At 66.5% G+C, this 23,290-nt stretch carries 27 protein-coding genes; 18 read left to right on the top strand and 9 right to left on the bottom strand.

Annotated elements, in window-relative coordinates:
• The first annotated feature begins 20 nt into the window (after positions 1-20).
• From ispH to WA237_RS13355, 5 genes are read left to right on the top strand one after another with little or no spacing between them, the layout of a single operon-like run.
• Entirely contained in the window at positions 21-971 is a 951-nt protein-coding gene (gene ispH / locus WA237_RS13375; protein WP_009814762.1) for a 4-hydroxy-3-methylbut-2-enyl diphosphate reductase, read from the top strand.
• Complete coding sequence (locus WA237_RS13370) at positions 968-1,582, top strand: class I SAM-dependent DNA methyltransferase (protein ID WP_336098236.1); 615 nt, start codon at positions 968-970, stop codon at positions 1,580-1,582. The genes ispH and WA237_RS13370 overlap by 4 nt, the downstream gene beginning before the upstream one ends.
• Positions 1,575-2,174 (top strand): class I SAM-dependent methyltransferase, encoded by a 600-nt coding sequence (locus WA237_RS13365; protein ID WP_336098235.1) that lies wholly within the window; start codon positions 1,575-1,577, stop codon positions 2,172-2,174. The genes WA237_RS13370 and WA237_RS13365 overlap by 8 nt, the downstream gene beginning before the upstream one ends.
• Positions 2,167-2,631, top strand: coding sequence for a ribonuclease HI (gene rnhA, locus WA237_RS13360; protein WP_336098232.1), 465 nt, complete (start codon positions 2,167-2,169; stop codon positions 2,629-2,631). Before WA237_RS13365 ends, rnhA begins: the two co-directional genes overlap by 8 nt.
• Positions 2,628-3,251, top strand: a complete 624-nt coding sequence (locus tag WA237_RS13355) for a trimeric intracellular cation channel family protein (protein WP_216016480.1) — start codon at positions 2,628-2,630, stop codon at positions 3,249-3,251. The genes rnhA and WA237_RS13355 overlap by 4 nt, the downstream gene beginning before the upstream one ends.
• A 45-nt stretch (positions 3,252-3,296) precedes the next feature.
• On the opposite strand, the gene WA237_RS13350 is transcribed toward WA237_RS13355, so the two are convergent.
• Genes WA237_RS13350 through def (WA237_RS13335) form a run of 4 tightly spaced genes read right to left on the bottom strand, consistent with a single transcriptional unit; the run spans position 3,297 to position 5,498 of the window.
• Entirely contained in the window at positions 3,297-3,545 is a 249-nt protein-coding gene (locus WA237_RS13350; RefSeq protein WP_040618090.1) for a hypothetical protein, read from the bottom strand.
• Positions 3,546-3,570: 25 nt separating this feature from the next.
• On the bottom strand, positions 3,571-4,479 hold the full coding sequence (fmt, locus tag WA237_RS13345; protein ID WP_336098230.1) for a methionyl-tRNA formyltransferase: 909 nt from the start codon (positions 4,477-4,479) through the stop codon (positions 3,571-3,573).
• Positions 4,479-4,976, bottom strand: coding sequence for a peptide deformylase (gene def, locus WA237_RS13340; protein WP_336098229.1), 498 nt, complete (start codon positions 4,974-4,976; stop codon positions 4,479-4,481). Before def (WA237_RS13340) ends, fmt begins: the two co-directional genes overlap by 1 nt.
• A gap of 3 nt (positions 4,977-4,979) precedes the next feature.
• Positions 4,980-5,498 (bottom strand): peptide deformylase, encoded by a 519-nt coding sequence (def, locus tag WA237_RS13335; protein WP_216016477.1) that lies wholly within the window; start codon positions 5,496-5,498, stop codon positions 4,980-4,982.
• Positions 5,499-5,608: 110 nt separating this feature from the next.
• On the opposite strand from def (WA237_RS13335), the gene WA237_RS13330 reads away from it, so the two are divergent.
• The gene (locus tag WA237_RS13330; RefSeq protein WP_336098225.1) at positions 5,609-6,781 is read left to right on the top strand and encodes a MalY/PatB family protein; all 1,173 of its coding nucleotides are present in this window, start codon (positions 5,609-5,611) and stop codon (positions 6,779-6,781) included.
• Positions 6,782-6,785: 4 nt separating this feature from the next.
• Entirely contained in the window at positions 6,786-7,343 is a 558-nt protein-coding gene (locus tag WA237_RS13325; protein WP_009814752.1) for a L,D-transpeptidase family protein, read from the top strand.
• Between the two features lie 204 nt (positions 7,344-7,547).
• Here WA237_RS13325 and WA237_RS13320 read toward each other — a convergent pair whose 3' ends face one another.
• On the bottom strand, positions 7,548-7,898 hold the full coding sequence (locus WA237_RS13320) for a hypothetical protein (RefSeq protein WP_009814751.1): 351 nt from the start codon (positions 7,896-7,898) through the stop codon (positions 7,548-7,550).
• A 227-nt stretch (positions 7,899-8,125) separates the two neighbouring features.
• Here WA237_RS13320 and WA237_RS13315 point away from each other — a divergent pair, with 227 nt between their 5' ends.
• A complete protein-coding gene (locus WA237_RS13315) occupies positions 8,126-9,118 on the top strand; it encodes a glutathione S-transferase family protein (RefSeq protein ID WP_336098223.1) in 993 nt (330 codons plus the stop codon).
• A 14-nt stretch (positions 9,119-9,132) separates the two neighbouring features.
• On the opposite strand, the gene WA237_RS13310 is transcribed toward WA237_RS13315, so the two are convergent.
• A complete protein-coding gene (locus tag WA237_RS13310) occupies positions 9,133-9,498 on the bottom strand; it encodes a response regulator (RefSeq protein ID WP_336098222.1) in 366 nt (121 codons plus the stop codon).
• Positions 9,499-9,636: 138 nt separating this feature from the next.
• On the opposite strand from WA237_RS13310, the gene WA237_RS13305 reads away from it, so the two are divergent.
• From WA237_RS13305 to WA237_RS13290, 4 genes are all read left to right on the top strand, one after another.
• Positions 9,637-10,686, top strand: coding sequence for a threonine-phosphate decarboxylase (locus WA237_RS13305; protein WP_336098220.1), 1,050 nt, complete (start codon positions 9,637-9,639; stop codon positions 10,684-10,686).
• Positions 10,683-11,597, top strand: a complete 915-nt coding sequence (gene cbiB / locus WA237_RS13300; protein WP_336098218.1) for an adenosylcobinamide-phosphate synthase CbiB — start codon at positions 10,683-10,685, stop codon at positions 11,595-11,597. Before WA237_RS13305 ends, cbiB begins: the two co-directional genes overlap by 4 nt.
• Before the next feature lie 77 nt (positions 11,598-11,674).
• The gene (locus tag WA237_RS13295) at positions 11,675-12,847 is read left to right on the top strand and encodes a lytic murein transglycosylase (RefSeq protein ID WP_336098217.1); all 1,173 of its coding nucleotides are present in this window, start codon (positions 11,675-11,677) and stop codon (positions 12,845-12,847) included.
• Positions 12,848-12,851: 4 nt separating this feature from the next.
• Positions 12,852-14,429: a THUMP domain-containing class I SAM-dependent RNA methyltransferase gene (locus WA237_RS13290; RefSeq protein ID WP_336098215.1), complete on the top strand. Its 1,578-nt coding sequence runs from the start codon at positions 12,852-12,854 to the stop codon at positions 14,427-14,429.
• A 140-nt stretch (positions 14,430-14,569) separates the two neighbouring features.
• On the opposite strand, the gene smc is transcribed toward WA237_RS13290, so the two are convergent.
• The gene (gene smc / locus WA237_RS13285; RefSeq protein ID WP_336098214.1) at positions 14,570-18,025 is read right to left on the bottom strand and encodes a chromosome segregation protein SMC; all 3,456 of its coding nucleotides are present in this window, start codon (positions 18,023-18,025) and stop codon (positions 14,570-14,572) included.
• 246 nt (positions 18,026-18,271) lie between these two features.
• Between smc and WA237_RS13280 the strand changes: the two genes are divergently transcribed.
• Both WA237_RS13280 and WA237_RS13275 read left to right on the top strand, forming a co-directional pair.
• Positions 18,272-18,751, top strand: a complete 480-nt coding sequence (locus tag WA237_RS13280; RefSeq protein ID WP_336098212.1) for a GNAT family N-acetyltransferase — start codon at positions 18,272-18,274, stop codon at positions 18,749-18,751.
• A complete protein-coding gene (locus tag WA237_RS13275; protein WP_336098210.1) occupies positions 18,748-19,185 on the top strand; it encodes a GFA family protein in 438 nt (145 codons plus the stop codon). Before WA237_RS13280 ends, WA237_RS13275 begins: the two co-directional genes overlap by 4 nt.
• Here WA237_RS13275 and WA237_RS13270 read toward each other — a convergent pair.
• Complete coding sequence (locus tag WA237_RS13270; protein WP_336098209.1) at positions 19,170-19,541, bottom strand: hypothetical protein; 372 nt, start codon at positions 19,539-19,541, stop codon at positions 19,170-19,172. The genes WA237_RS13275 and WA237_RS13270 overlap by 16 nt on opposite strands.
• Positions 19,542-19,674: 133 nt before the next feature.
• Between WA237_RS13270 and WA237_RS13265 the strand changes: the two genes are divergently transcribed.
• The 3 genes from WA237_RS13265 (at position 19,675) to WA237_RS13255 (ending at position 21,229) form a co-directional block, all read left to right on the top strand.
• Positions 19,675-20,034 carry a Lin0512 family protein gene (locus WA237_RS13265; protein ID WP_336098208.1) on the top strand — a complete coding sequence of 120 codons (360 nt, stop codon included), beginning with the start codon at positions 19,675-19,677 and terminating at the stop codon, positions 20,032-20,034.
• Positions 20,031-20,399 (top strand): Lin0512 family protein, encoded by a 369-nt coding sequence (locus WA237_RS13260; protein ID WP_336098206.1) that lies wholly within the window; start codon positions 20,031-20,033, stop codon positions 20,397-20,399. The genes WA237_RS13265 and WA237_RS13260 overlap by 4 nt, the downstream gene beginning before the upstream one ends.
• Before the next feature lie 65 nt (positions 20,400-20,464).
• Positions 20,465-21,229: a FadR/GntR family transcriptional regulator gene (locus tag WA237_RS13255; RefSeq protein ID WP_336098205.1), complete on the top strand. Its 765-nt coding sequence runs from the start codon at positions 20,465-20,467 to the stop codon at positions 21,227-21,229.
• Between the two features lie 39 nt (positions 21,230-21,268).
• Here the strand turns inward: WA237_RS13255 and WA237_RS13250 are convergent, their stop codons facing one another.
• Positions 21,269-21,733, bottom strand: a complete 465-nt coding sequence (locus tag WA237_RS13250) for a translation initiation factor 2 (protein WP_336098204.1) — start codon at positions 21,731-21,733, stop codon at positions 21,269-21,271.
• A gap of 221 nt (positions 21,734-21,954) precedes the next feature.
• Between WA237_RS13250 and WA237_RS13245 the strand changes: the two genes are divergently transcribed.
• On the top strand, positions 21,955-23,289 hold the full coding sequence (locus tag WA237_RS13245) for an NAD(P)-dependent oxidoreductase (RefSeq protein ID WP_336098202.1): 1,335 nt from the start codon (positions 21,955-21,957) through the stop codon (positions 23,287-23,289).
• Position 23,290: the final 1 nt, after the last annotated feature.

Here is a 23,290-nt window from a genome sequence, read left to right as displayed (position 1 = left end):
CTGCCCAAGCAGGAGAGACCATGACCAAACCGCCCCTTACCCTCTATCTCGCCGCGCCGCGCGGCTTTTGCGCCGGTGTCGACCGCGCCATCAAGATCGTCGAGATCGCGCTCGAGAAATGGGGGGCACCGGTCTATGTGCGCCACGAGATCGTGCACAATAAATATGTGGTGGACGATCTGCGGGCCAAGGGCGCGGTCTTTGTCGAAGAGCTCGAGGATTGCCCCGACGACCGTCCGGTGATCTTCTCGGCGCATGGCGTGCCGAAATCCGTCCCCGCCGAGGCGGCGCGGCGCGAAATGATCTATGTCGACGCCACCTGCCCGCTGGTCTCCAAGGTCCATATCGAGGCCGAGCGCCATCATGAGAACGGGCTGCAGATCATCATGATCGGCCATGCCGGCCACCCCGAAACCATCGGCACCATGGGTCAGCTCCCCGAGGGCGCGGTGCTTTTGGTCGAGACGGTCGATGACGTGGCCAAAGTGCCGGTCACCGACCCCGAGAAACTTGCCTATGTCACCCAGACCACGCTCTCGGTCGATGACACCGCCGGTATCGTCGCCGCGCTGCAGGCGCGTTTCCCGGCGATCCAAGGCCCCCATAAAGAAGACATCTGCTACGCCACCACCAACCGCCAAGAGGCGGTCAAGGCCATCGCCGCCCATGCGCAGGCGATGCTCGTGGTGGGCGCGCCCAATTCCTCGAACTCGCGGCGTCTGGTCGAGGTCGGTGCAAAATCCGGCTGCGCCTATTCGCAGCTCGTGCAACGCGCCGATGACATCGACTGGCGGGCGCTGGACGGCATCGCCTCCATCGGCGTGACTGCCGGGGCCTCGGCCCCCGAGGTGCTGGTGGATGAGGTGATCGCCGCCCTTCAGGCCCGCTATGACGTGACCATCGAACAGGTGGAGACCGCCAAGGAAAGCGTGCATTTCAAAGTGCCCCGCGTGCTGCGCGAACCGGCATGAGCGACCCGGACCAGAGCACCGGCCCCGATGCCGAAACCCTCTCGGTCTATGACCGCAAGGCCGCCGAATACCGCGACCTGACCGCCCGCAGCAAAATCGACCCCGATCTCGCCCGGTTCCTCAAGGCGCTGCCCGCAGGCTCTGATGTGCTCGATCTGGGCTGCGGCCCGGGCGCCGCCGCCGCCCATATGGCCGCCGCCGGCCACCGCGTCACCGCCACCGACGCCTCGCCCGAGATGGTCAAGCTGGCCGGCGCACATCCCGGCGTCACCGCCCGGCTCGCCACCTTTGACGACATCGACGAGGTCGCGGCCTATGACGCGATCTGGGCCAATTTCTCGCTGCTCCACGCGCCGCGAGCCGAGATGCCGCGCCATCTGGCGGCGCTGCGCCGCGCCCTGCGCCCCGGCGGGCTCTTTCATATCGGCATGAAGACTGGCCAGGGTGAGGCCCGCGACGCGCTGGGCCGGCGCTATACCTATTACACCGAGGACGAGCTCTCTGGCCTTTTGCGCGCAGCGGGCCTTACCCCCACCGCCTCGCGCCGGGGCAAGGACACCGGGCTCGACGGAACCGTCGCACCTTGGGTCACCATCGCGGCCCATGGCTGACGCGGCGACACTGGCCGTCTATGCCCGCGCCGCTCGCGACTATGCGCAGGGCACGCCCCTGGCCCCAGAGCCCGATTACAGCCCCGACATCGCGGCCTTTCTCGCGCCGCTGCCGCCGCGTGCGCGGCTGCTTGATCTCGGCTGTGGCCCCGGCACTTGGGCCGCGCATTTCGCGCAGATGGGCCATGAGGTCAGCGCCTGTGACCCCTGCCCCGAGATGGCCGCGCTGACCCGCGCCCGCACCGGAATTGCCGTGATGGAGATGGGCGCAGAAGAGCTCGAGGCGCGGGCCGCCTATGACGGGATCTGGGCCAATTTCAGCTTGCTGCACTTGCCCCGCCCCGCCCTGCCCGAGGCGCTCCGGCGCATTCACCGCGCGCTTCGCCCCAAAGGCATGTTGCATCTCGGCATGAAACTGGGCCATGACGCAGGCCGCGACGCCCTCGGGCGCTATGTCACTTACTACAGCGAGGCCGATTTGACCGACCTGACCCAAGCCGCAGGCTTTACCGCCCTCCGCAGCCGCCGGGGCAACCGCCACGACCGGCCCGGCGCCGCCGACACATTCGTGATCGTGACCGCCCATGGTTGATCTCGTGGCCTATACCGATGGCGCCTGTTCCGGCAATCCCGGCCCGGGCGGCTGGGGCGTGCTGATGCAGGCCAAGCGCGGCACAGAGGTGATCAAACAGCGCGAGCTGAGCGGCGGCGAGGCGCTGACCACCAACAACCAGATGGAGCTCATGGCCGCCATCACCGCGCTTGAGACGCTGGAAAAGCCGAGCACCATCACCATCGTCACCGACAGCCAATACGTCAAGAACGGGGTCACCGGCTGGATCTTCGGCTGGAAGAAGAACGGCTGGAAAACCTCGGCCAAGAAACCCGTGAAGAACGTCGAGCTCTGGCAGCGTCTCGACGCGGCGCAGGCCCGGCACAGGGTCACCTGGGAATGGGTCAAGGGCCATGCCGGCCACCCCGAGAACGAACGCGCGGATGAGCTCGCCCGCGAGGGCATGGCGCCCTACAAACCGAAAGCCGCCAAATGACGGCGCTGGCGCTTCTGGATTACGGCTCGGTGGCGATCTTTGCCCTGACCGGCGCGCTGGTGGCGAGCCGCGCCCAGCTCGACATCGTGGGCTTTGCCTTTCTCGCGGCGCTCACCGGGGTTGGCGGCGGCACGCTGCGCGACCTGCTTCTGGACCGCAACCCGATCTTCTGGATCGCCAACCCGACCTATATCCTCATCGCCTGCGCGGCGGCGGTGCTGATCTTCTTCACCGCGCATCTGGTGGAAAGCCGCTATCGCTGGCTGTTGTGGCTCGACGCCTTCGCGCTTGCCGTGGCGGTCCCGGCCGGGGCGGGTCTCGCGCTCGAACTGGGGCAGTCGACCGTGGTGGTGGTGCTGATGGGCATGGCCACCGGCTGTCTCGGCGGTCTGATGCGCGATGTGGTGGTGGGCGAAGTGCCCCTGGTGCTCAAACAGGGCGAGCTCTATGTGACCGCGGCCTTTGCCGGGGCGCTGGTGGCGGCGCTCTTGACCGAGCATATGGCCGATGGGCTTTTGGCGTTGGGCGCGGCCGCGCTCACCACGCTGGCGCTGCGCGCGGGGTCGATGGTCTTTGGCTGGCGCATCCCGGTCTATCGCTCGCGCCCGCCACGCCAGTAGGCAGGCCGGGGATTTTGGGTATTTGAAACCAGAAAGAGCGCCGGATCAGCGTTTGCCGCGGCCCCGCCAATGGGTCGGCACGATGATCAGCGCGCCCACTGAGGACAGGATCGCATCCACCCCCGGCGCGCCAAAGCGGATGCCGAACATGATCCGCACGAAGTAAAACAGAAACGCCCCGCCCACGCAGATGATGATGCTCTGCACGATGCCATTGCGAGTAAAGCCGGATTTCTCGCTGAGATAGCCGACAATGCCCGCAATCACCACCGTTCCGATCAACATGGGAAACATGGGCCTGTCCTTTTCTAGGTCTGGATCAGCCCAGACGGCTGCCGCGCGGCAAGGCTAGGCCGCGCAGGAATTCCGGCGCATCCTGCGCCCCGCGCCCGGCCCGTTGCAAGCGCAAAAGCCGCACCGCCCCCTGACCGCAGGCCACGCGTAGCCCGTCGTCGAGCACCTCGCCCGGCGCGCCACAGCCCTCGGCCTGTTCCGAGGCCAGAAGCTTGATCCGCTCGCCCGCGACCTCGACCCAGGCGCCCGGAAAGGGGCTCAGCCCGCGAATGGTCCGGTCCACCTCGGCGGCGCGCCAGCCCCAGTCGATCCGCGCCTCGGCCTTGTCGATCTTGGCGGCATAGGTGACGCCTGCCTCGGGTTGTGGCTCGGGGGTGAGCTCATCCAGCTGCCCCAGCGCCTCGATGATCAGATCGGCCCCCATGACGCTCAGCCGGTCATGCAATTGCCCGGTGGTCTCGCGCGGCCCGATCGGCGTCGCGCGGCGCAGAAGGACCGGCCCGGTGTCGAGCCCCTCTTCCATCTGCATGATGCAAATACCGGTTTCCGCGTCGCCCGCCATAATCGCCCGGTGGATGGGCGCGGCCCCGCGCCAGCGCGGCAAGAGCGAGGCATGGATGTTGAGACAGCCCTTGGCCGGCGCGTCGAGAATGGCCCGCGGCAAGAGAAGCCCATAGGCCACGACCACCGCCACATCCGCCCCCAGCGCGGCAAACTCGTCCTGCGCCTCGGGGCTCTTGAGGCTCTCGGGATGGCGCACCAAAAGGCCTAGCTCTTCGGCGCGGGCCTGCACCGGGCTCGGGCGGAGCTTCTTGCCCCGGCCCGCCGGGCGCGGCGGCTGGCAATAGACGGCGGCGATCTCGTGGCGCGCGTCCTGCAGCGCCTGCAGCACCGGTACCGAGAAGTCCGGCGTGCCCATGAACACCACCCGCATCAGCCGGCCCCCAGCTTGCGGGCCCGGCGCAAGAGCATATCGCGTTTGACCTTGCTCAGCCGGTCGAAATACATCCGCCCCGCGAGATGGTCGATCTGGTGCTGCACCGAGGTGGCCCAGAGCCCGACGAAATCGCGCTCTTCGATCTCGCCCTCTTGGTTCAGGAACCGCACAGTGACGGCCCGCGGGCGCGAGATCTTGGCCGAGACGCCGGCCAGGTTGGGGCTCGCCTCTTCATGTTCGCGCAGCTGGGTGCTGGCATGGAGGATCTCGGGATTGGCCATGCGCACCGCCTGGCCGCGCTCAGAGCTGGCATCGACCACCGCGAGGCGCTGCATCTCGCCCAGTTGCACGGCGGCGAGCCCGACCCCGGGCATCGCCTCCATCACCGCGATCATCTCGTCCCAAATGGCGCGGGTCTCATCGGTGATCGCGGCCACATCCTCGGCCGGCGTCCGCAGGCGTTTGTCGGGCCAGGGGATACAGGGGCGCGGCATGGCTCAGGCCCGCGCCAATTCGCGCTTGAGCTTGACCATCTTGCGGGTGATGAGCTGTCGCTTCATCGTGCCGAGATAATCGATGAAAAGCTTGCCATCGAGATGGTCGATCTCATGCTGCACGCAGGTGGCCCAGAGCCCGTCAAAGCCGCGGCTATGCTCTTCGCCATCAAGCCCGAGCCAGCGCACTTCGACCTCTTTCGGTCGCGTCACCTCGGCGAATTGATCGGGGATCGAGAGACAGCCTTCCTCATAGGTGTTGAGCGTGTCTGAACTGGCGATCACCTCGGGGTTCACCATGACGAGGGGCGCGGGATCGACGCCTTCGTCTTTCTCGCAATCCATCACGATGATCCGGTCCATGACGCCGATCTGCGGCCCGGCCAACCCAATGCCCGGCGCGTCATACATGGTTTCGAGCATGTCTTCGGCCAGCGCGCGCACCGCGTCGCTGATGTCGTCGAGCGGGGCACAGACCTTTTTCAGGCGCGGGTCGGGATGGATCAGAATAGGGCGTTTCATGGCGCTTCACTTAAGCGATCATGCATGGCTTCGCAACGCCCTTGCACCTCCCCCGCAAAGCGTTAGCTTCACAGCCGCAAATCCCCCCGCCTGTTACACGGAGCCAGCGCATGAATTTTGACGAGTTGATCGACCGCCGCAACACCCATTCGAGCAAATGGGACAGTATGGAAAAGATCTATGGTGTGTCCCCCGATAGCGGTCTGGCAATGTGGGTGGCCGATATGGATTTCCGGCCGCCTTCGGTGGTGCAGGACGCGCTGCAAAACATGCTCGATCACGGGGTCTACGGCTATTACGGCGAGGATCAGAGCTATCGCGAGGCGATCTGCTGGTGGATGCAGACGCGCCATGGCTGGACGGTCGATCCCAAGGCGATCCTGACCACCCATGGGCTGGTCAATGGCGTGGCCTTCTGTCTCGACGCGCTGACCGAGCCGGGCGATGGGGTGGTGCTGATGACGCCGGTCTATCACGCCTTTGCGCGGGTCATCCGGGCCGGCGGGCGCGAGGTGGTGGAATGCGAATTGGCGCGGCGCGACGGGCGCTATGAGATGGATTTCGACGCCTGGGACGCGCAGATGACGGGCCGCGAAAAGATGCTCATCCTGTGCTCGCCGCACAATCCCGGCGGCCGGGTCTGGACCCGCGACGAGCTGCGCGGCGTGGCGGAATTTGCCCGCCGTCACGATCTCTTGCTGATCTCGGACGAGATCCACCACGATCTGGTGATGCCGGGTCACAGCCATATCCCGATGCCGCTCGCCGATGAGACGATCCTCGACCGGCTCATCATGATGACCGCGACCACCAAGACCTTCAACATCGCGGGCAGCCATACCGGCAATGTCATCGTCCCCGACGAGACCCTGCGCGCGCGGCTGACCGCGCATCTGGCGGCGATGGGCAAATCGCCCAATTCCTTCGGGCTGGTGATGGCCGAGGCCGCCTATTCGCCCGAGGGGGCCGAATGGGTCGATGCGCTGGTGCCCTATCTCGATGGCAACCGGCGGATCTTTGAGGAGGGTCTGGCGCAGATCCCCGGGGTCAAGCCGATGTCGCTCGAGGCCACCTATCTGACATGGATCGATTTCGCCGACACCGGCATGGCCCCCGCCGAGGTGATCCGCCGCGTGCAGCAAGACGCCCAGATCGCCCCCAACCATGGCGCTACCTTCGGCAAGGGCGGTGAGAGCTTCCTGCGGTTCAACATCGCCACGCCGCGGGTGCGGGTCGAAACGGCGGTGCGCCGGATGCAGGCGGCCTTTGGCGATCTGCAATAGGCGGATGGCGGCGCGGCATCCCTGGCGGCGGCGGCTCATCCGCCTGACGGCGCTGATGCTGGTCGTGCTGATCGGCGTGGCGCTGTGGCGCAGCGTGAGCATCGCGCCACCGCCGCCGCCCGCGCCACTGCCGCCGCTCACCGGCACGATTGATCTGATCGAGCTCGACAAATCCGAGCGTCGGATGACCGTCTACCGCGAGGGCGAAGCGCTGCGCAGCTATGAGGTGGCGCTGGGCTTCGCGCCGGAGGGCGACAAGCAGATCGAAGGCGATGGCAAGACGCCCGAGGGCGAGTTCCGCATCGATCGGCGCAATGATCAGAGCCAGTTCCACCTGTCGCTCGGCATCAATTACCCCCGGGCCGAAGATCGCGCCCGCGCCGCTGCCCAGGGTGTGTCACCGGGCGGCGATATCTTCTTTCACGGCCAGCCCAACAAGCTGCCCGACATCCTGCGCCGCAAGGGCGACTGGACGGCGGGCTGTATCGCGCTGACCAATGCGGAGATCGAGGAATTGTGGCGCGTCACCCCGATCGGCACCCGCGTGGTGATCCGGCCCTGAGCTGCCGGGGATAGCGCCCGGATGATTGCGCCTGACTGATTGCACCCCAATGATTGCGACAGGTCTCGGGGTTTGCGCCTCGGGCGTCTGGCGGGATTTGGGTATTTGGGAACCAGAAAGAGGCACTCGCCCCGCAGGCGAGCAACCGCCCCGCCTGACGCGGGCCGGTCTGTCAGAGAGCCGGACTTTCAGCGCAAATGGCGATCAGTGGCGCGGCAAGAGCCCCGCCGGCGCATCGTCGGGACGGGCGAAATCGAGCGGCGGCGTGGAACGCGCCTCGGTCATCCGCTTATATTCCACATGCAGCTCGCCGCCCTCTTCCGAGGAGGCGACGATCAGACAATGCGACAGGTGGCGACTGCCATCATAGAGATCGACAAGGCCGCGCAGCCGCGGTGTGCTCTCGCGGTCGAGCGCAAAACCGCCGTCCCAGGCGCGCAGCACGCGGTAGATCTCTTCGCCGGAATGCAGCCGCAGCCGCGAGGATTTGCGTTCAGCAAGCTCGCGCGCGCGGTCCAGCCCAGCCTTGATTTCGGGCGTCAGATAATCGGTCATGGCAGTCTCCCCTCCCGCGCGTTTCCCCAATCGCGGTGTGTTACACTCAAGGACATAACAGCCTGATGTGAAAGTCAAGTTAACCGATGGGACAATTCTTGTGACCGTGGGGCCTGTGCATCTCTGCACCCTCGCTGCGCGGGCGCGGCACTGGTCTGTGCCCGCTGGTGCGTTAGGTCTTGGGGCAGACAAAGACAGCCTGACCACAGAACCAAAGGACCGATCCCATGGGCAAACTCGTTGACGGCATCTGGCGCGACAGCTGGTATGACACCTCCGCCACCGGCGGCGCGTTCAAGCGCGACAGCGCGCGGTTTCGCAACTGGATCACCCCGGATGGCGCGCCGGGGCCCTCGGGCGAGGGTGGCTTTGCCGCGCAATCCGGGCGCTATCATCTCTATGTCTCGCTTGCCTGCCCCTGGGCGCATCGGGCGCTGATCTTTCGCACCCTCAAGGGCCTCGAGGATCATATCACCGTCTCGGTGGTGCATCCCGACATGCTGGGCGAGGGCTGGGAATTGCGCGCGGATTATCCCGGCGCCACCGGCGACACACTCTATGGCCTGCCCTATCTGCGCGATCTCTACACCCGGGCCGATCCCGGCATTTCCGGCCGGGTCACCGTGCCGCTGCTTTGGGACCGCGAGCGCGACACCATCGTGTCAAACGAGAGCGCCGAGATCATCCGCATGTTCAACGGGGCCTTTGACGCACTCACCGGCAATCGCGACGATTACTGGCCCGAGGATCTGCGCGCCGAGATCGCGCCGGTGAATGACCGGATCTATGACACGCTCAACAATGGCGTCTACAAGGCCGGGTTCGCCACCAGCCAAGAGGCCTATGATGCCGCCGTGCATCCGCTTTTCGACACGCTCGACTGGCTCGAAGAGCGGCTGAGCCACAGGCGCTATTTGATGGGGACACGGATCACCGAGGCCGACTGGCGGCTCTTCACCACGCTCATCCGCTTTGATCTGGTCTATCACACCCATTTCAAATGCAACCGGGGGCGGATCACCGACTATCCGGCGCTCTGGGCCTATCTGCGCGAGCTCTACCAATGGCCGGGCGTGGCCGAGACGGTGAATTTCGACCATATCGTGCGCCACTACCACTACAGCCATGACACGGTGAACCCGCATCGGATCATCCCGATCAACCCCGATCCGGATTTCTCCGCCCCGCATGGCCGCGAGCGCCTGACTGCCGCAAGTTAGGGTGAGACCCGCCCTCAGGCCCAGTAGCCGCCGAAATACATCACCAAGGTGGTGAGGTCCGAGGGCGCCACATCGCGCTGCAGATAGGCGCGGGCATTGGCGTTCACCGCAAAGATCGAGCCATCGGCAAACATCGCCCTGCCCGTCACGAAAAGGATGGGCAGGCTCGGCCAGCGATAGGCGATGAGATCGGCCACCGCGAGGGCACAGCCCTCTTCGAGATCAAGATCGAGCACCACCGCCGCAAAGCCCTGCGTCTGCAAGAGCCGAACCGCCTCGCGCTGGCCCCGCGCCATCGCGGCGTTGATCCCTTCTTCCGCCAGATGCCCGGCCCATAGGCTGGCCAGCTGCGGATCCGATTGCACTAACAAAACATTCATTCACTCGTTCCCTTGCGCGCGACGATAGATCAAATTTGCGCAAATCCCTAATCCGCCCTGCTGACGCGAGGGCCGATGCCGCATCCGCGACTTGTTTATGCACCGAGAATCGGCTCAATAGCGGCAAGGAGAGCCGCCATGCCCGATGCCACCACGCCCCTGCCCGTTCAGACCCCGCGCGATCACGGCGGCGGGCTCGATGCCGCCATCGCCCGCCATGGTGGCGACCGGCGCGGCTGGCTCGATCTTTCGACCGGGATCAACCCGACGCCCTACCCCGTCGGCCCGCTGCCCTATGACGCCTGGACCGCGCTGCCCGATGCCGGCGCGATGGAGGGGCTCTTGGCGGCGGCGCGCGCGCTCTGGCAGGTACCCGACAGGCTGGGCATCGTCGCGGCCCCCGGCGCTTCGGCGCTCATCGCCCGTATTCCGGCGCTCTGGCCCGGGCTCGGGTCCGGGCAGACGGGCGGCCGCGCCCATGTGCCCGCCCCCACCTATAATGAACATGGCGCGAGCCTCGCGGCCCATGGCTGGACCCTGACCGAAGACACCCTGACCGAGGACCGGCCCGATCTGCGGGTCATCGTCCATCCCAACAACCCCACCGGCACTTGGCATGGAGTCGAGATGCTCGACGCGCCGCGTATGGTGGTGGATGAAAGTTTCTGCGACATCGCGCCCGAGCGCTCGCTCTTGCCGCATCTGCCCGAGGGCGATCACCTCGTGCTCAAGAGCTTTGGCAAGTTCTGGGGGCTGGCCGGGCTGCGGCTCGGCTTTGCCATCGGGCCGCGCCATCTCACCGAGCGTTTGGCAGAACTCATTGGCCCTTGGCCGGTCTCCGGTCCGGGGCTGGCGATTGCCACTGCGGCGCTCTCGGATCAGGCTTGGGCCGAGGCGACGCGCACCCGGCTCGCCCGCGATGCGGCGCGGCTCGATGGGCTGATGCAGGGCGCGGGCGCCGTGGGGCTTGGCGGCACCGATCTCTTCCGGCTCTACGAGGTCTCGGAGGCCGGGCATTGGCAAGAGCATCTGGCCCGCCACCATATCTGGAGCCGTGCCTTTCCCTATGCGCCGCGCTGGCTGCGGCTGGGCCTGCCGCCAGAGGACGGCTGGGACCGGATCGCCACAGCCCTTGCCGATCTGCCTGCCGAGCTGCCCGCTGACGCCCCCGCCGGGGTCCTGTCATGAGCACGATCTGCCTGCTGCCCCTCGCGCTCATTCTCGATGCGCTCCTCGGCGAGCCGCGCGCGCTCTGGTCGCGGGTGCCACATCCGGCGGTGCTCATGGGGCGGGTGGTGAGCACACTCGACACCCGGCTCAACCATGGCACAGCGAGACGCCTCAAGGGCCTGCTCGCCTTGGCGCTCATGGTCTTGGGCGCCTGGCTCCTCGGCTGGCTCCTGAGCCTCCTTGGCCCGCTGGTCGAGCTGATCCTCGCCGCGATCCTGCTCGCCCATCGCTCGCTCATCGATCACCTGATGGCGGTGGTCCAAGGTCTGCGCACCTCGACCGGGGACGGCCGCCGCGCCGTGGCGATGATCGTCGGCCGCGACACCGCCGCGATGGACGACCCAGCGATCATCCGCGCCGCGGTGGAATCCGGGGCCGAGAATTTCTCCGACGGGCTCATCGCCCCCGCCTTCTGGTTCCTCATCGCCGGCCTGCCGGGGCTTCTGGTCTACAAGATCACCAACACCGCCGACAGCATGATCGGCCACCGCACCCCGCGCCACGAGGCGTTCGGCTGGGCCGCCGCCCGCTTTGACGATCTGCTCAACCTCGCGCCCGCCCGGCTCACCGCGCTGCTCATCGCACTCACCCATGGCCAGCTCGGCCAATGGGCCGCGATCCGCGACGAGGCCCGCCGCCACCGCTCGCCCAACGCCGGCTGGCCCGAGGCCGCCATGGCCCGCGCCATCGGCATCGCCCTCTCCGGCCCGCGCAGCTATGGCGGCAAAATGCAGGACTATCCCTTCGTCCACCCGGACGGCAATCGCACCCCCGAGGCCCAGAGCATCAGCGATTGCGCCCGCGCCCTGTGGCGGGTCTGGGCGGTGCTCACCGGCGCTCTGGCGCTGGCCGCGGTTGTCTTGGGGTGACCCGCGCACTAGGTTGCCCGCTAACAGACGACCCGAGCCCCGGTTTCAGACCCCCCTGTGCTAGACAAGGTGATCCCATGCGTTTTCTCTCTCTTCTCACCGCCGCCGGGCTGACGCTCGGCTCGATGGCCTCGGCCCAACAATGCGGCGGCAGCTTTGCAAGTTTCGTCCAAGGCCTCAAATCCGAGGCCATCGCTCGCGGCCATGCCGCGGCCACGGTCAACAGCTTCTTTGCCTCCGCCCGTCAGGATCAGGCGGTGCTCAAGGCGGACCGCCAACAAGGCGTGTTTCAGAAGGATTTCACCGAATTTGCCCGCCACCTGATCTCGGCCAATAGGCTCAACACCGGGCGCGCCAAGGCACAATCCTATGACCGGCTCTTTGACCGGATCGAGGCGACCTATGGGGTCGATCGCGGCGTGCTTCTGGCCTTCTGGGCCTTCGAGACGGATTTCGGCGGCTTCCAAGGCAATATCAACACGCTCAACGCGCTGGTGACCCTCTCGCATGATTGCCGCCGGCCCGAGCTCTTCCGGCCCCAGGTCTTTGCCGCGCTGAAACTCTATGAACGCGGCGATTTCAGCCCGACCAAGACCACCGGCGCCTGGGCGGGAGAAATCGGCATGGTGCAGATGCTGCCGCAGGACATCATCGACAATGGCGTCGATGGCGATGGCGACGGCCATGTCTCGCTCAAGACCTCCGCCGCCGATGCGCTCATGTCGGGCGGCAAGATGCTCGCCCATCTCGGCTGGCGCAAGGGCGAGCCCTGGCTGCAAGAGGTGACGCTGCCCGCCAATATGAACTGGGCTGAGACCGGGCTGCGCACCACGAAACCCGCCTCCGCCTGGGCCGCGCAGGGCGTGCGCCCGCGCCATGGTCAGCTCGCCACAAACCTGCCCGCCTCGATCCTGCTGCCGCAAGGGCGCGGCGGCCCGGCCTTCATCGCCTACCCGAATTTCCGCGTGTTCTTCGAGTGGAATCAGAGCTTTACCTATGTGCTCACCGCCGCCTATTTCGCCAACCGGCTGCAAGGCGCGCCGGTCTTTGACGCCGGAAACCCCGATCCCGGCCTCTCGAGCGCGCAGATGAAAGAGCTGCAATCCAAGCTCGCCCAGCGCGGCTATGACGTGGGCAAGATCGACGGCATCTTGGGCGCAGGCACCCGCGCCGCCGTGCAGGACGTGCAGCAAAAGCTGGGCCTGCCCGCCGATGCCTGGCCGACCCGCGCGCTCCTGAACCGGCTCTGATCCGATGCCCGACCGGCCCGGCCGCCCCGATCAAAACCGCCGCGACCAAACCCGCGCTGGCGACACGCCCCGCAAACCGCGCCAGAAACGGCGCGGCCCGGCGGGCGCTGGCCCCACCGGCTCTGGCCCCACTGGCACTGGCCCAACTGGTACCCCCGACAGCCCCAAGCGCAAAGCCAACCCGCTCGCCAACCCCGGGCGGCGGGTGAGCAAACCGCCGCGCCCGGCGCAGAGTACCGAGCGCTCCGACAGCCCTGCGGCCAAGCCCAAGGCGGACGCCAAGCCGACCGGCAAACCTGACCGCAAGCCTGACCAGAAACCGGACCAAAACCACGCCAAGCCCGCCCCCAAAGCGCGCGGCAGCAAATACCCGGCCTCGCAGGCGAAATCCAAACCCAAACCGGCGAAACAGCCGAAACCGGCCCAGCCCGCCCCCACTGAACCCGCGCCCGTCGCCCCCATGGCCGATGGCACGCCGCAGGGGCTCTTCTTCGCCGCCCCTCCCGGCCTTGAACCCACGCTCGAGGCCGAGGCCCGCGCCTTGGGCTTTGCCGATGTCATCGCCGAACCGGGCGGCGTCGCGGCCAATGGCGATTGGTCCGAGGTCTGGCGCGCCAATCTCATGCTGCGCGGCGCGGGCCGGGTGCTGGTCCGCCTCGGCTCCTTCCGCGCCATGCATGTGGCCCAGCTCGACAAACGCGCCCGCCGCTTCCCGTGGGATCTCTACCTGCGCCCCGACGTGCCGATCAAGGTCGAGGCCACCTGCAAACGCTCCAAGATCTACCACGCCGGGGCCGCCGTCCAACGGGTCGAAACCGCCATCACCGAAACCCTTGGTGTGCCGATCGACGCCGAGGCGACGCTGCGCCTGATGATCCGCATCGAGGATGATCTCTGCACCGTCTCGCTCGACAGCTCGGGCGAGCCGCTGCACAAGCGCGGCTACAAGGAATTCGTCGGCAAGGCTGCGATGCGCGAAAGCATGGCGGCGCTCTTCCTGCGCGACTGCGGCTTTTACGGGCGCGAACCGCTGCTCGACCCGATGTGCGGCTCGGGCACCTTCCCGCTCGAAGCGGCCTCCATCGCCGCCGGTCTCCTGCCCGGCGCGACCCGCCGCTTTGCCTTCGAGGATCTGGCAGGCTTCGACGCCGAGGCCTATGCCGCCTTCCGCCGCCGCATCACCCCCGAGGCAACGGACCCCGACCCCGGCTTTCGCGCCTATGGCAGCGACCGCGACGCCGGCGCCATTCGCGGCGCCAGCGCCAATGCCGAGCGCGCCGGTCTCTCTCACCTATGCCAGTTCACCCAGCATTCGGTGAGCGACCTGCAACGCCCCGAAGGCCCGCCGGGTCTGGTGATGATCAACCCGCCCTATGGCGGCCGCATCGGCAACAAGAAGATGCTCTACGCGCTCTATGCCGCCCTTGGCCGCAAATTGACCGAAGATTTTTCGGGCTGGCGCGTCGGCATCGTCACCACCGATGTCTCGCTGATCCGGCCGATGGGGATCAAATTCCCGCCCCCCGGCCCGCCCGTCGCCCATGGCGGTCTAAAAGTCCGGCTCTGGCAGGCGCAGCTCTGATTTCAGTTGCTCTGAGGAAAGGTTAACGGCGGCCCTTCTGGGCCGCCCTGCCTCAAAATGCGCACTGTCGTGTTACCGTCGTAATACCGACGTGATACCGATATGGCATTTTTAGCGATTTCAATGGGTTAACGCCGAAATCAGGCGACCATCGCCTCGGCCTTCTTGAGATCCACCGACACCAGCTGGCTGACCCCCTGTTCGGCCATGGTGACGCCGAACAACCGGTCCATCCGGCTCATCGTCACCGCGTTATGGGTGATGATCAGGAACCGCGTCGCGGTGCGGCGGCACATCTCGTCCAGCAGGTCGCAGAACCGCCCGACATTGGCATCATCGAGCGGCGCATCCACCTCGTCCAGCACACAGATCGGCGCCGGGTTCGCGAGGAACACCGCAAAGATCAGCGCCAGCGCCGTCAGCGTCTGCTCCCCCCCCGACATGAGGCTCAACGTGGCGAGTTTCTTGCCCGGCGGCATGCACATGATCTCGAGCCCGGCATCAAGCGGGTCATCGCTCTCGACCATCACGAGGTTCGCTTCACCACCGCCGAACAAATGCTTGAAAAGAAGCGCGAAATTGGAATTCACCTGCTCGAAAGCGGTGAGCAGACGCTCGCGCCCTTCGCGGTTGAGGCTCGAAATTCCGCTGCGCAGCGCCTTGATCGCCTCCTCCAGATCGGTCTTTTCGCGGACCAGCGTGTCATGCTCTTCCTGCACTTCCCGCGCGTCCTCTTCGGCCCGCAAATTGACCGAGCCGAGCGCATCGCGCTGTCGCTTGAGCCGATTCACATCCGCCTCCAGCGTCTCGGCCTTGGGCATGTCATCCGGGGTCGCGTCCAGCGTCTCCAACAGGCGCTCCGGCGTGGTCTCGAGCTCTTCCTCGATCCGATGCGCCGCCTGCCCCCGCGCCTCTTCGGCGGCCTCCTGACGGGCCTGCCCCGCCGCCCGTGCCTCGCGCGCCTCACCCGCCGCCCGCTCGGCCTCGCGCTCGGCCTCCGACGCCTTGCGCAGCGCCCCTTCACCGGCGCTCAGCGCATCCGCCGCCGCCGCCTTGCGCGCCTCGGATTGGTCAATCTTTTCAGACAGTTCCTCGCGCATTTCCGCAAGGCTCGCCGGTGTCGCCGCCGCCTCTTCGAGCTCTTCCTCGGTGGCCGATTTACGCTCGTTGAGCTCGGCGCTGCGCTTCTCCGCCGTCTCCAACCGATGCCGCCAGCCGCTCAGCTCCTTGGTGACTTCCTGACTGCGTTTCTTGCGCGCCTCACCCTCGCGCCGCACCTCGTCATGCTCCGACCGCCGCGAGATCATCGTGATCCGCGCCGCCTCGACCGTCATCTTGACGTCCTCGACCTCGGCCCGCGCCGCGTCGAGATCCCCAAGCTCGCGCAGCGCCCCTTCCGCCTCGGCCAGCTGCTTGCGCGCCGCCATCGCCTCTTCCTCATGGCGCGTCACCGCAAGCCCCAGCGCCTCGAGCCGCGACTGCGCGAGGTTGCGATCCGCCTCGGTCCGGCTCAGCGCCCGGTTCGCTTCATTGAGCGCCTGATCCGCCGCCTTACGCGCCTCGCGCGCCTCGGCATCCTGCCGGGTCAGATCGGCCAGACGGGTCTTGAGCGTCTCATGCGCCTGCCGCGCCCCATCCGCCTTGGCACTGGCATGGGCCAGCATTTGTTTCAATTCTTCCAACCGGTTGAGCTGTTCGAGCCGCAGCGCCGCCGCCGAGGGTTGCTCTTCCGCAAAGGTCCGATAACCGTCCCAGCGCCACAGATCGCCCTGTGGGCTGACCAGCCGCTGACCGGGTTTCAAATCGGCCTGCAGATGCGGCGCATCCACCGCCTCGACCACGCCCACCTGGCTCAGCCGCCGCGCCAGCACATCGGGCACCGAGACGTGATGGGTGATCGGCTGCACCCCGCCCGGCAGGCTCTGATGCTCGGGATAATCCGGCAGAAGCGACCAGCCCGAGCCGCCATCGGCCTCGACCTCGGGCGCCCGCAGATCATCCGCCAGCGCCGCGCCCAGCGCCTTTTCAAACCCCTGTTCGACCTGCAGCCGGTCCATGATCTGGCCACGCTCGCCGGTGTCGCGATCCACCAGCCGCGCCAGCGCCGAGACCTCCGCCGAGAGCGCATTGACCTCGCCTTCGGCCTCCGACCGTTCCGCCCGCGCATCCGCCTCGCGCGCCTGCGCCTCGGCCCGTGCCTCATCCGCCGCCGCCAGCGCCGCCTCCGCCGCCCGCGCAGCCTCTTGCGCCTGGGCCTCGGCCATGGTCGCCGCGTCGAAACCTTCGCTCGCAGTTTCAAGGGCTTGGCGCGAAACCTTCACGGCATCTCGCGCCCGATCTGCCTCTGTTTCGCTCTTCTCAAGCGTCTTGCGGCTATCTTGCAAGAACCGCTGAGCCGACTGGTGCCGCGCCGCGAGCCGCGCCACATCCTCGGTCATCTCGCTCAGCGCCGCTTCGCGCTCTTGCAGCACCGAGGCCGCCTCATGCGCCCCATCCGACGCCGCCTCGAGCCGCGCCTCATGCCCCTCGCCCGCCTTGGAGAGCTCACGCGCCTCCCATTCGAGCCGCTCGATCGTCTCGCCCGCATCCCGGTTGAGCGCCGTCTCGCGCTCGATATCGCGCGCCAGCTGATCGATCCGCCCCGCCAACGTGGCGATCCGGTCCCGCGCCGCCGCTTCCTGATCGCTGAGCGTGTCCTGCTGCACCTGCAGCCGCTGCAGAACGGCCGCGGCAATCGCCTCTTCTTCGCGCAGCGGCGGCAGCGCCGCCTCGGCCGCTTCACGCGCCTTGGTGGCCTCGCGCGCGCCCGTCTCGGCCCGTGCCGCCGCCGTCACCCGCTCGCGCAGCTCTGCCGCCGCCCGTGCCACCGCCTCATCGGCATCCTTCCAACGCCGATAGAGCAACATCCCTTCGGCCCGGCGCAGCTCTTCGCCGATGCTGCGATAGCGCGCCGCCTGCCGGGCCTGCCGCGCCAGCTGTGCCAATTGCCCGGCGAGCTGTTCGACCACGTCATCAACCCGCGTCAGGTTGGTCTCGGCCGATTTGAGCTTGAGCTCGGCCTCGTGCCGCCGCTGGTAAAGCCCTGAAATCCCTGCCGCTTCTTCGAGGATACGCCGCCGCGCCTTGGGCTTGGCGTTGATCAGCTCGGAAATCTGCCCCTGCCGCACAAGCGCCGGGGAATGTGCCCCGGTCGAGGCATCGGCAAAGAGCATCTGCACATCGCGCGCCCGCACATCCTTGCCATTGACCTGATAGGCGCTGCCCACATCACGGGTGATGCGCCGGATCACGTCGAGCGTGTCGGAATCGTTAAAGGCCGCAGGCGCCAGCCGCTCGGAATTGTCGATGCTGAGCGCCACTTCGGCGAAATTGCGCGCCGGGCGCGATTTGGCCCCCGCAAAGATCACATCTTCCATGCCGCCGCCGCGCATCGCCGTCGGACGGTTCTCGCCCATCACCCAACGCAGCGCCTCGAGCAGGTTCGACTTGCCACAGCCATTCGGCCCCACGACCCCGGTGAGACCATCATTGATGATCAGATCCGTCGGATCGACAAAGCTTTTAAAGCCGGTGAGTCTGAGCTTGGAAAAATGCAATTTCGCCTGCTGCCCTGTCCCTGTTGCGCCTTTTGGCCCGACGCTGTCCCCATGCGTCCCGCCTGACCTGCAATCTGACGACCGCGATTGGCGTCTGTCAACGGCAAACCCCTGCATATGGCGAAATCGGCGGAGTTATCCACAAGACATTGCGAAATCCGGGGCGTTTCTCATGCGTTTTCGTCATGGACCGGCGGCAAATCGCGCACTAATCTGCCGCCCATATTGCCTGCAAGGAGCCCCGTCATGCTGATCATAGAGCCCGCCGATCCCGCCGCCCATGGTCCGCGCGCCCTGCTCGAGGCGAGCCATCGCTTGATGATCGACACTTTCCCCGCCGACGATATCTATGCGCTCGACATTGCCGATCTCCAAGGCGCCGACATCCGCTTTTTCGCCGCCCGTGACGGGGCGGAGGTGCTCGGCACCGGGGCGCTGGCGCTGCGCGACGGCTATGGCGAGGTCAAATCGATGTTCACCTCTCCCGCGGCCCGTGGCCGGGGTGTCGCCGCCGCGCTCCTGCGTCAGATCGAGGACACCGCCCGCGCCGAAGCCCTGCCCCTCCTGCGGCTCGAGACGGGCGAGGCTTTGGACGCCGCGATCCGGCTCTATGAACGTCACGGCTTTCGCCGCTGCGCACGGTTTGGCGACTATGCCCCGAATGAAACAAGCGTTTTCATGGAGAAATCTCTGGAGCCGCTGAAAACTTTGGAGACCCGGACATGAGCCTGACCGGACGCTGCTTCTGCGGCGATGTGCGCTTTGCCATAGATGGCCCCGTCGGCTGGGCTGGGTATTGCCATTGCGACAGCTGCCGGCGCAATTGCGCGGCGCCTGTCGCCGCCTTCTTTGAGGTCAAGCTGGATCGGATGCGCTGGACCGGTGCCACCCCCGCCACCTATCAAAAGACCCCCGGCGCCACCCGCCATTTCTGTGGCCGCTGCGGCACGCCCATGGCCTTTACCGCCGAATGGTATCCCGGCGATATCCATCTCTATATCGCGACACTCGACAGGCCCGACGCCGTGCTGCCGCAAAACCATGTCCATGCCGAGGAACGGCTGCCCTGGTTCGACATTCGCGACGATCTGCCCCGGATCGACGGCTTTGGCGATCCCGACACGCCCGCCCGCCGCAGCCTCTGTCAGCCCGAGGGGTAGCAGGTCAAATCCGCTATCTCCTCCTCGATCCAGTCGGCCTCGCAATCGAAATACGGCTCTGGCACGCCGATCACCAAGGGCCGCGCCTGATCCGCGCCGCAATCGAGCAGCGCATGGATGAGCGCCTGATCCCCGGTCATAGCTAGCACGTCACAGCGCGTTGCCACCCGGATCGCCCGCGCCGCCGATCCCTCTATCGCTGCGCGATTGGGCACCCAGCGGCTGTTGACGCGGATCGCCACGGCCCGCACCCCTTGCTGGCGTATGTCGAACGTGTCGCCCGCCACAAACACCCGTTGCGCGGGCCCCTGCGTCAGCCCGTCACCGGTGCCGCCGCAGCCGACCAATCCCAACATGATCACAAGCCATCGCATCATCATGCCAGTTAAGCGCGCATCTCTTAAGAATTCGTTCGATCCCCCCTTGCGCTCCCCCCGTTTCCTCTTGCTAAAACACCGTGACCGCACGCCAGCCCACAGGGAGCCCCACATGCCAAGACATCGCGTCCTTACCGAATTCGGCATGGGATCCTCCCTGCGCCGTCAGGATTACACCGAGGCCGCCCGCCGCGCGCTCAAAGACGCGCTGTGGCACAATTCGATCAACATGGCAGAGCTCTTCGGCTTTCCCAAAGAGGCGATGATCATCGAGGTCGAGATTGCCGTCCAAGACCCCGAGGCGGTCGATTGCGAGGCGCTCAAATCGGTCTTTCCCTATGGTCAGATTTCGGTCACCGCGGTGCAAGGCGGGCTCGATGTGCCGCGCCCTGTCGGGCTGCCCACGGTCATCGCCAACGCCGCCATCTCGGTGAGCTTCGACATGGAAAAAGTCACGGAGGCCTCGGCATGAGCGATCAGCGTTTCATCATCGAAATGGGCATGGGCAATGATCTGCACGGGATGGATTACCAAAAAGCCGCCCGCCGCGCGATCGAGGATGCGATCCGCCACTCCACCCTGCCGATCTTTCACAGCACCGGCATCGATTTTAGCGAGATGCGCGTTGCCGTCACCATCGGCGTGCAAGAGCCCGAGGCGCTCGACTGCGCCGCACTGGCCGAAGGGCTGCCGCGCGGCCGCGCCACGGTCACGGCCGTGCGCGGCGGGCAGAATGTGACCAATCCCGAGACCGGCGAAACGCTGGTGATCGCCACCGCCGCGGTCGAGGCCTTCCTGCCCGATCAATCGGCCCATTGGCGCGCCAGCGCGGGCTAGGCTTGTCGCGCCGCTCCACCGGTCATATGATCTGACCAATTCTAGCGTCCATCGGGGGCGGCCCTGTGCCATTCGAAAAGATCACACCGGAAAAGCTCTCCTCGGCGGTGACCCGTCAGATCGAGCTCTTGATCCTGCGCGGGATCCTGCGCCCCGGCGAACGCCTGCCCTCGGAGCGTGACCTGGCCGAGCGGCTCGGCGTGTCGCGCCCGTCGCTGCGCGAGGCGCTCGCCGAATTGCAGGGCAAGGGGCTGTTGCAGACCCGCCCCGGCGCGGGCGTCTTCGTGGCCGATGTGCTGGGCAATGCGTTTTCGCCCGCGCTCATCCGGCTCTTTTCCGACCATGACGAGGCGGTGTTCGACTACGTGAGCTTTCGCCGCGATCTCGAAGGGATGGCCGCCGAACGCGCCGCACGGCTGGCCTCTGATGCCGATCTCGCGGTGATCCAGGGCGCGTTTGACCGGATGGCCACGCAGGACGGGCGCGATGCCGCTGAAGAGGCCCGGCGCGACGCCGCCTTTCACCTCTCGATCCTCGAGGCGAGCCATAATGTCGTGCTGCTGCATATGATGCGCTCGATGTTCGACATGCTGCGCGAAGGTGTCTTCTACAACCGTCAGAAGATCTTCCAGCAGCAAACGACGCGCGCCTCGCTGCTCGATCAGCACTGGGCCATCAACGACGCCCTGCAGGCCCGCCGCCCCGAGGCCGCCCGCGCCGCTGTCGAGGCACATCTGAGCTTTGTCGAACGGGCGCTGCGCGATCAGCAACTGGCCGACCGCAACGCCCATATCGCGCGCCAGCGTCTCGATCACGACGGCGGGCGATAGCGCTGCCCCAGTAACTCTGCCTCGGTTACTCTGCCTCGGTTACTCTGATTTGGCCGGTTTCTTCTGTTTGGCCGCTTTGACCTTTTTGTAATGCTCCATTGCAACCTGCTGCGCCTTAGCCTGCGGCTGACTGAAATCGACGTGAACCGGGTTCGGCACATGGTCGAGCGTCGCGCCGGAGGACGCGTCAACCGCGATACCGATGAGGCCGCCCGCGATCACATTGCCGGCTCCGGTGGCCACCCCTTCCGCCGAGGTCGTGGGGTTCACCCGGACCTGACGTGTTTTCTTGCCCTTGGTGAAAGCGGCATAAAAGGCCTGCTTGCGCGAAATTTCCATATGACAGGGGGTTTGGCAGGTGGTTCCCATAGAGGTTTTTACCGCCGCACCGGAGGGGCTCGACGTGAAAGTCACCGTATCCGTCTTGCCGCGCGTGACCGTTGCACAGCCCGACACCGAAACCGCGGCAACCAGCAAGCCACCGATTACAAAAGCTTTTTTCATTCTCTCAACCTTTAAACTCGTGAACATACATTGAATGGTTAACGGGAATGACCTGCTGGCTCAAGCCGGGGCCTTCGCGCAGCCTCCGCGCTCGCGCACGGATGGGCACCCCGCAGCCGTGAAACTATCCACCGGATTTCGCAATAATTTTACCAATTGATAAAATTTCAATCTGTGCTTTACTGAAAAGAAAAAACATAGCCAGCCAGTGGAGGAAGACCATGAGCCCAAGCCCCCTGACCCCCGGCATCACCGCCGCGCGTCTGGCCCCGGATGAGTATGCCGAGAATTTCACCGACCTTCATGCGCCGCTTGATCCGCATGAGGCGGTGGTGGCCGCCGACCGGTGTTATTTCTGCCATGACGCCCCTTGCATGACCGCCTGCCCCACCAGCATCGACATCCCGCTTTTCATACGCCAGATCGCCACCGGCACGCCCGAGGCGGCGGCAGAGACCATCCTCGATCAGAACATCCTTGGCGGCATGTGCGCCCGGGTCTGCCCGACCGAGACGCTCTGCGAAGAGGTCTGCGTGCGCGAAGTGGCCGAGGGCAAGCCGGTCGAGATCGGACGGCTGCAGCGCTATGCGACCGACACGGTGATGGCGCGCAACATCCACCCCTTCACCCGGGCCGAAGCCACCGGCCGCCGGGTGGCCGTGGTGGGCGCTGGCCCTGCGGGGCTCGCCTGCGCCCACAGGCTTGCGCTCCATGGCCATGACGTGACGCTCTATGATGCGCGGCCCAAGCCCGGCGGGCTCAATGAATATGGCATTGCCGCCTATAAGAGCACCGATAATTTCGCCGCCCGCGAGGTCGATTGGCTCTTGCAGATCGGTGGCATCACGCTCGAAACCGGGCAGCGGCTTGGCGACGGGCTTTCGCTCGACAGCTTGCGCGACAGTTTTGACGCGGTGTTTCTCGGCATCGGGCTCGGCGGGGTCAACGCGCTCGGGCTTGAGGGCGAAGACCGCGACGGGCTGCGCGACGCGGTGGATTTCATCGCCGAACTGCGCCAGAGCAGCGACCTCACCGGGCTCCCTATCGGCCGCGACGTGGTGGTGATCGGCGGCGGCATGACGGCGGTGGATGCCGCCGTGCAGGCCAAGCTTCTAGGCGCGCTCAACGTCACGCTCGTCTATCGCCGGGGCCGCGACCGGATGAACGCCAGCCGCTATGAACAGGATCTCGCCGCCTCCAAAGGCGTGCGGATCGTCACCAACGCCCAGCCCGTGGCGATCCATGGCAATGGCGCGGTGCGCGAGATCGAGTTTGCCTATACCGACGACGCGCTCACCCCCACAGGCGACACGCTCCGCCTGCCTGCCGATCAGGTGTTCAAGGCCATCGGCCAGACGCTCACCGGCGACGGGCTCCCAACGCTCGAGGGCCGCAAGATCGCCGTCACCGGGCCGGGCCGCACCTCGGTCAAGGGCGTCTGGGCCGGCGGCGATTGCGCCTCGGGGGGCGACGATCTCACCGTGACGGCGGTGGCCGAAGGCCGCGACGCCGCCGAAGACATCCATGCCGCGCTCACCGGCGCGAAGGAGGCATAAA

Source organism: Roseovarius sp. CH_XMU1461, from assembly GCF_037027165.1.
Classification (GTDB): Bacteria; Pseudomonadota; Alphaproteobacteria; order Rhodobacterales; family Rhodobacteraceae; genus Roseovarius; species Roseovarius nubinhibens.
This window is presented reverse-complemented; position numbering and strand designations above follow the sequence as displayed.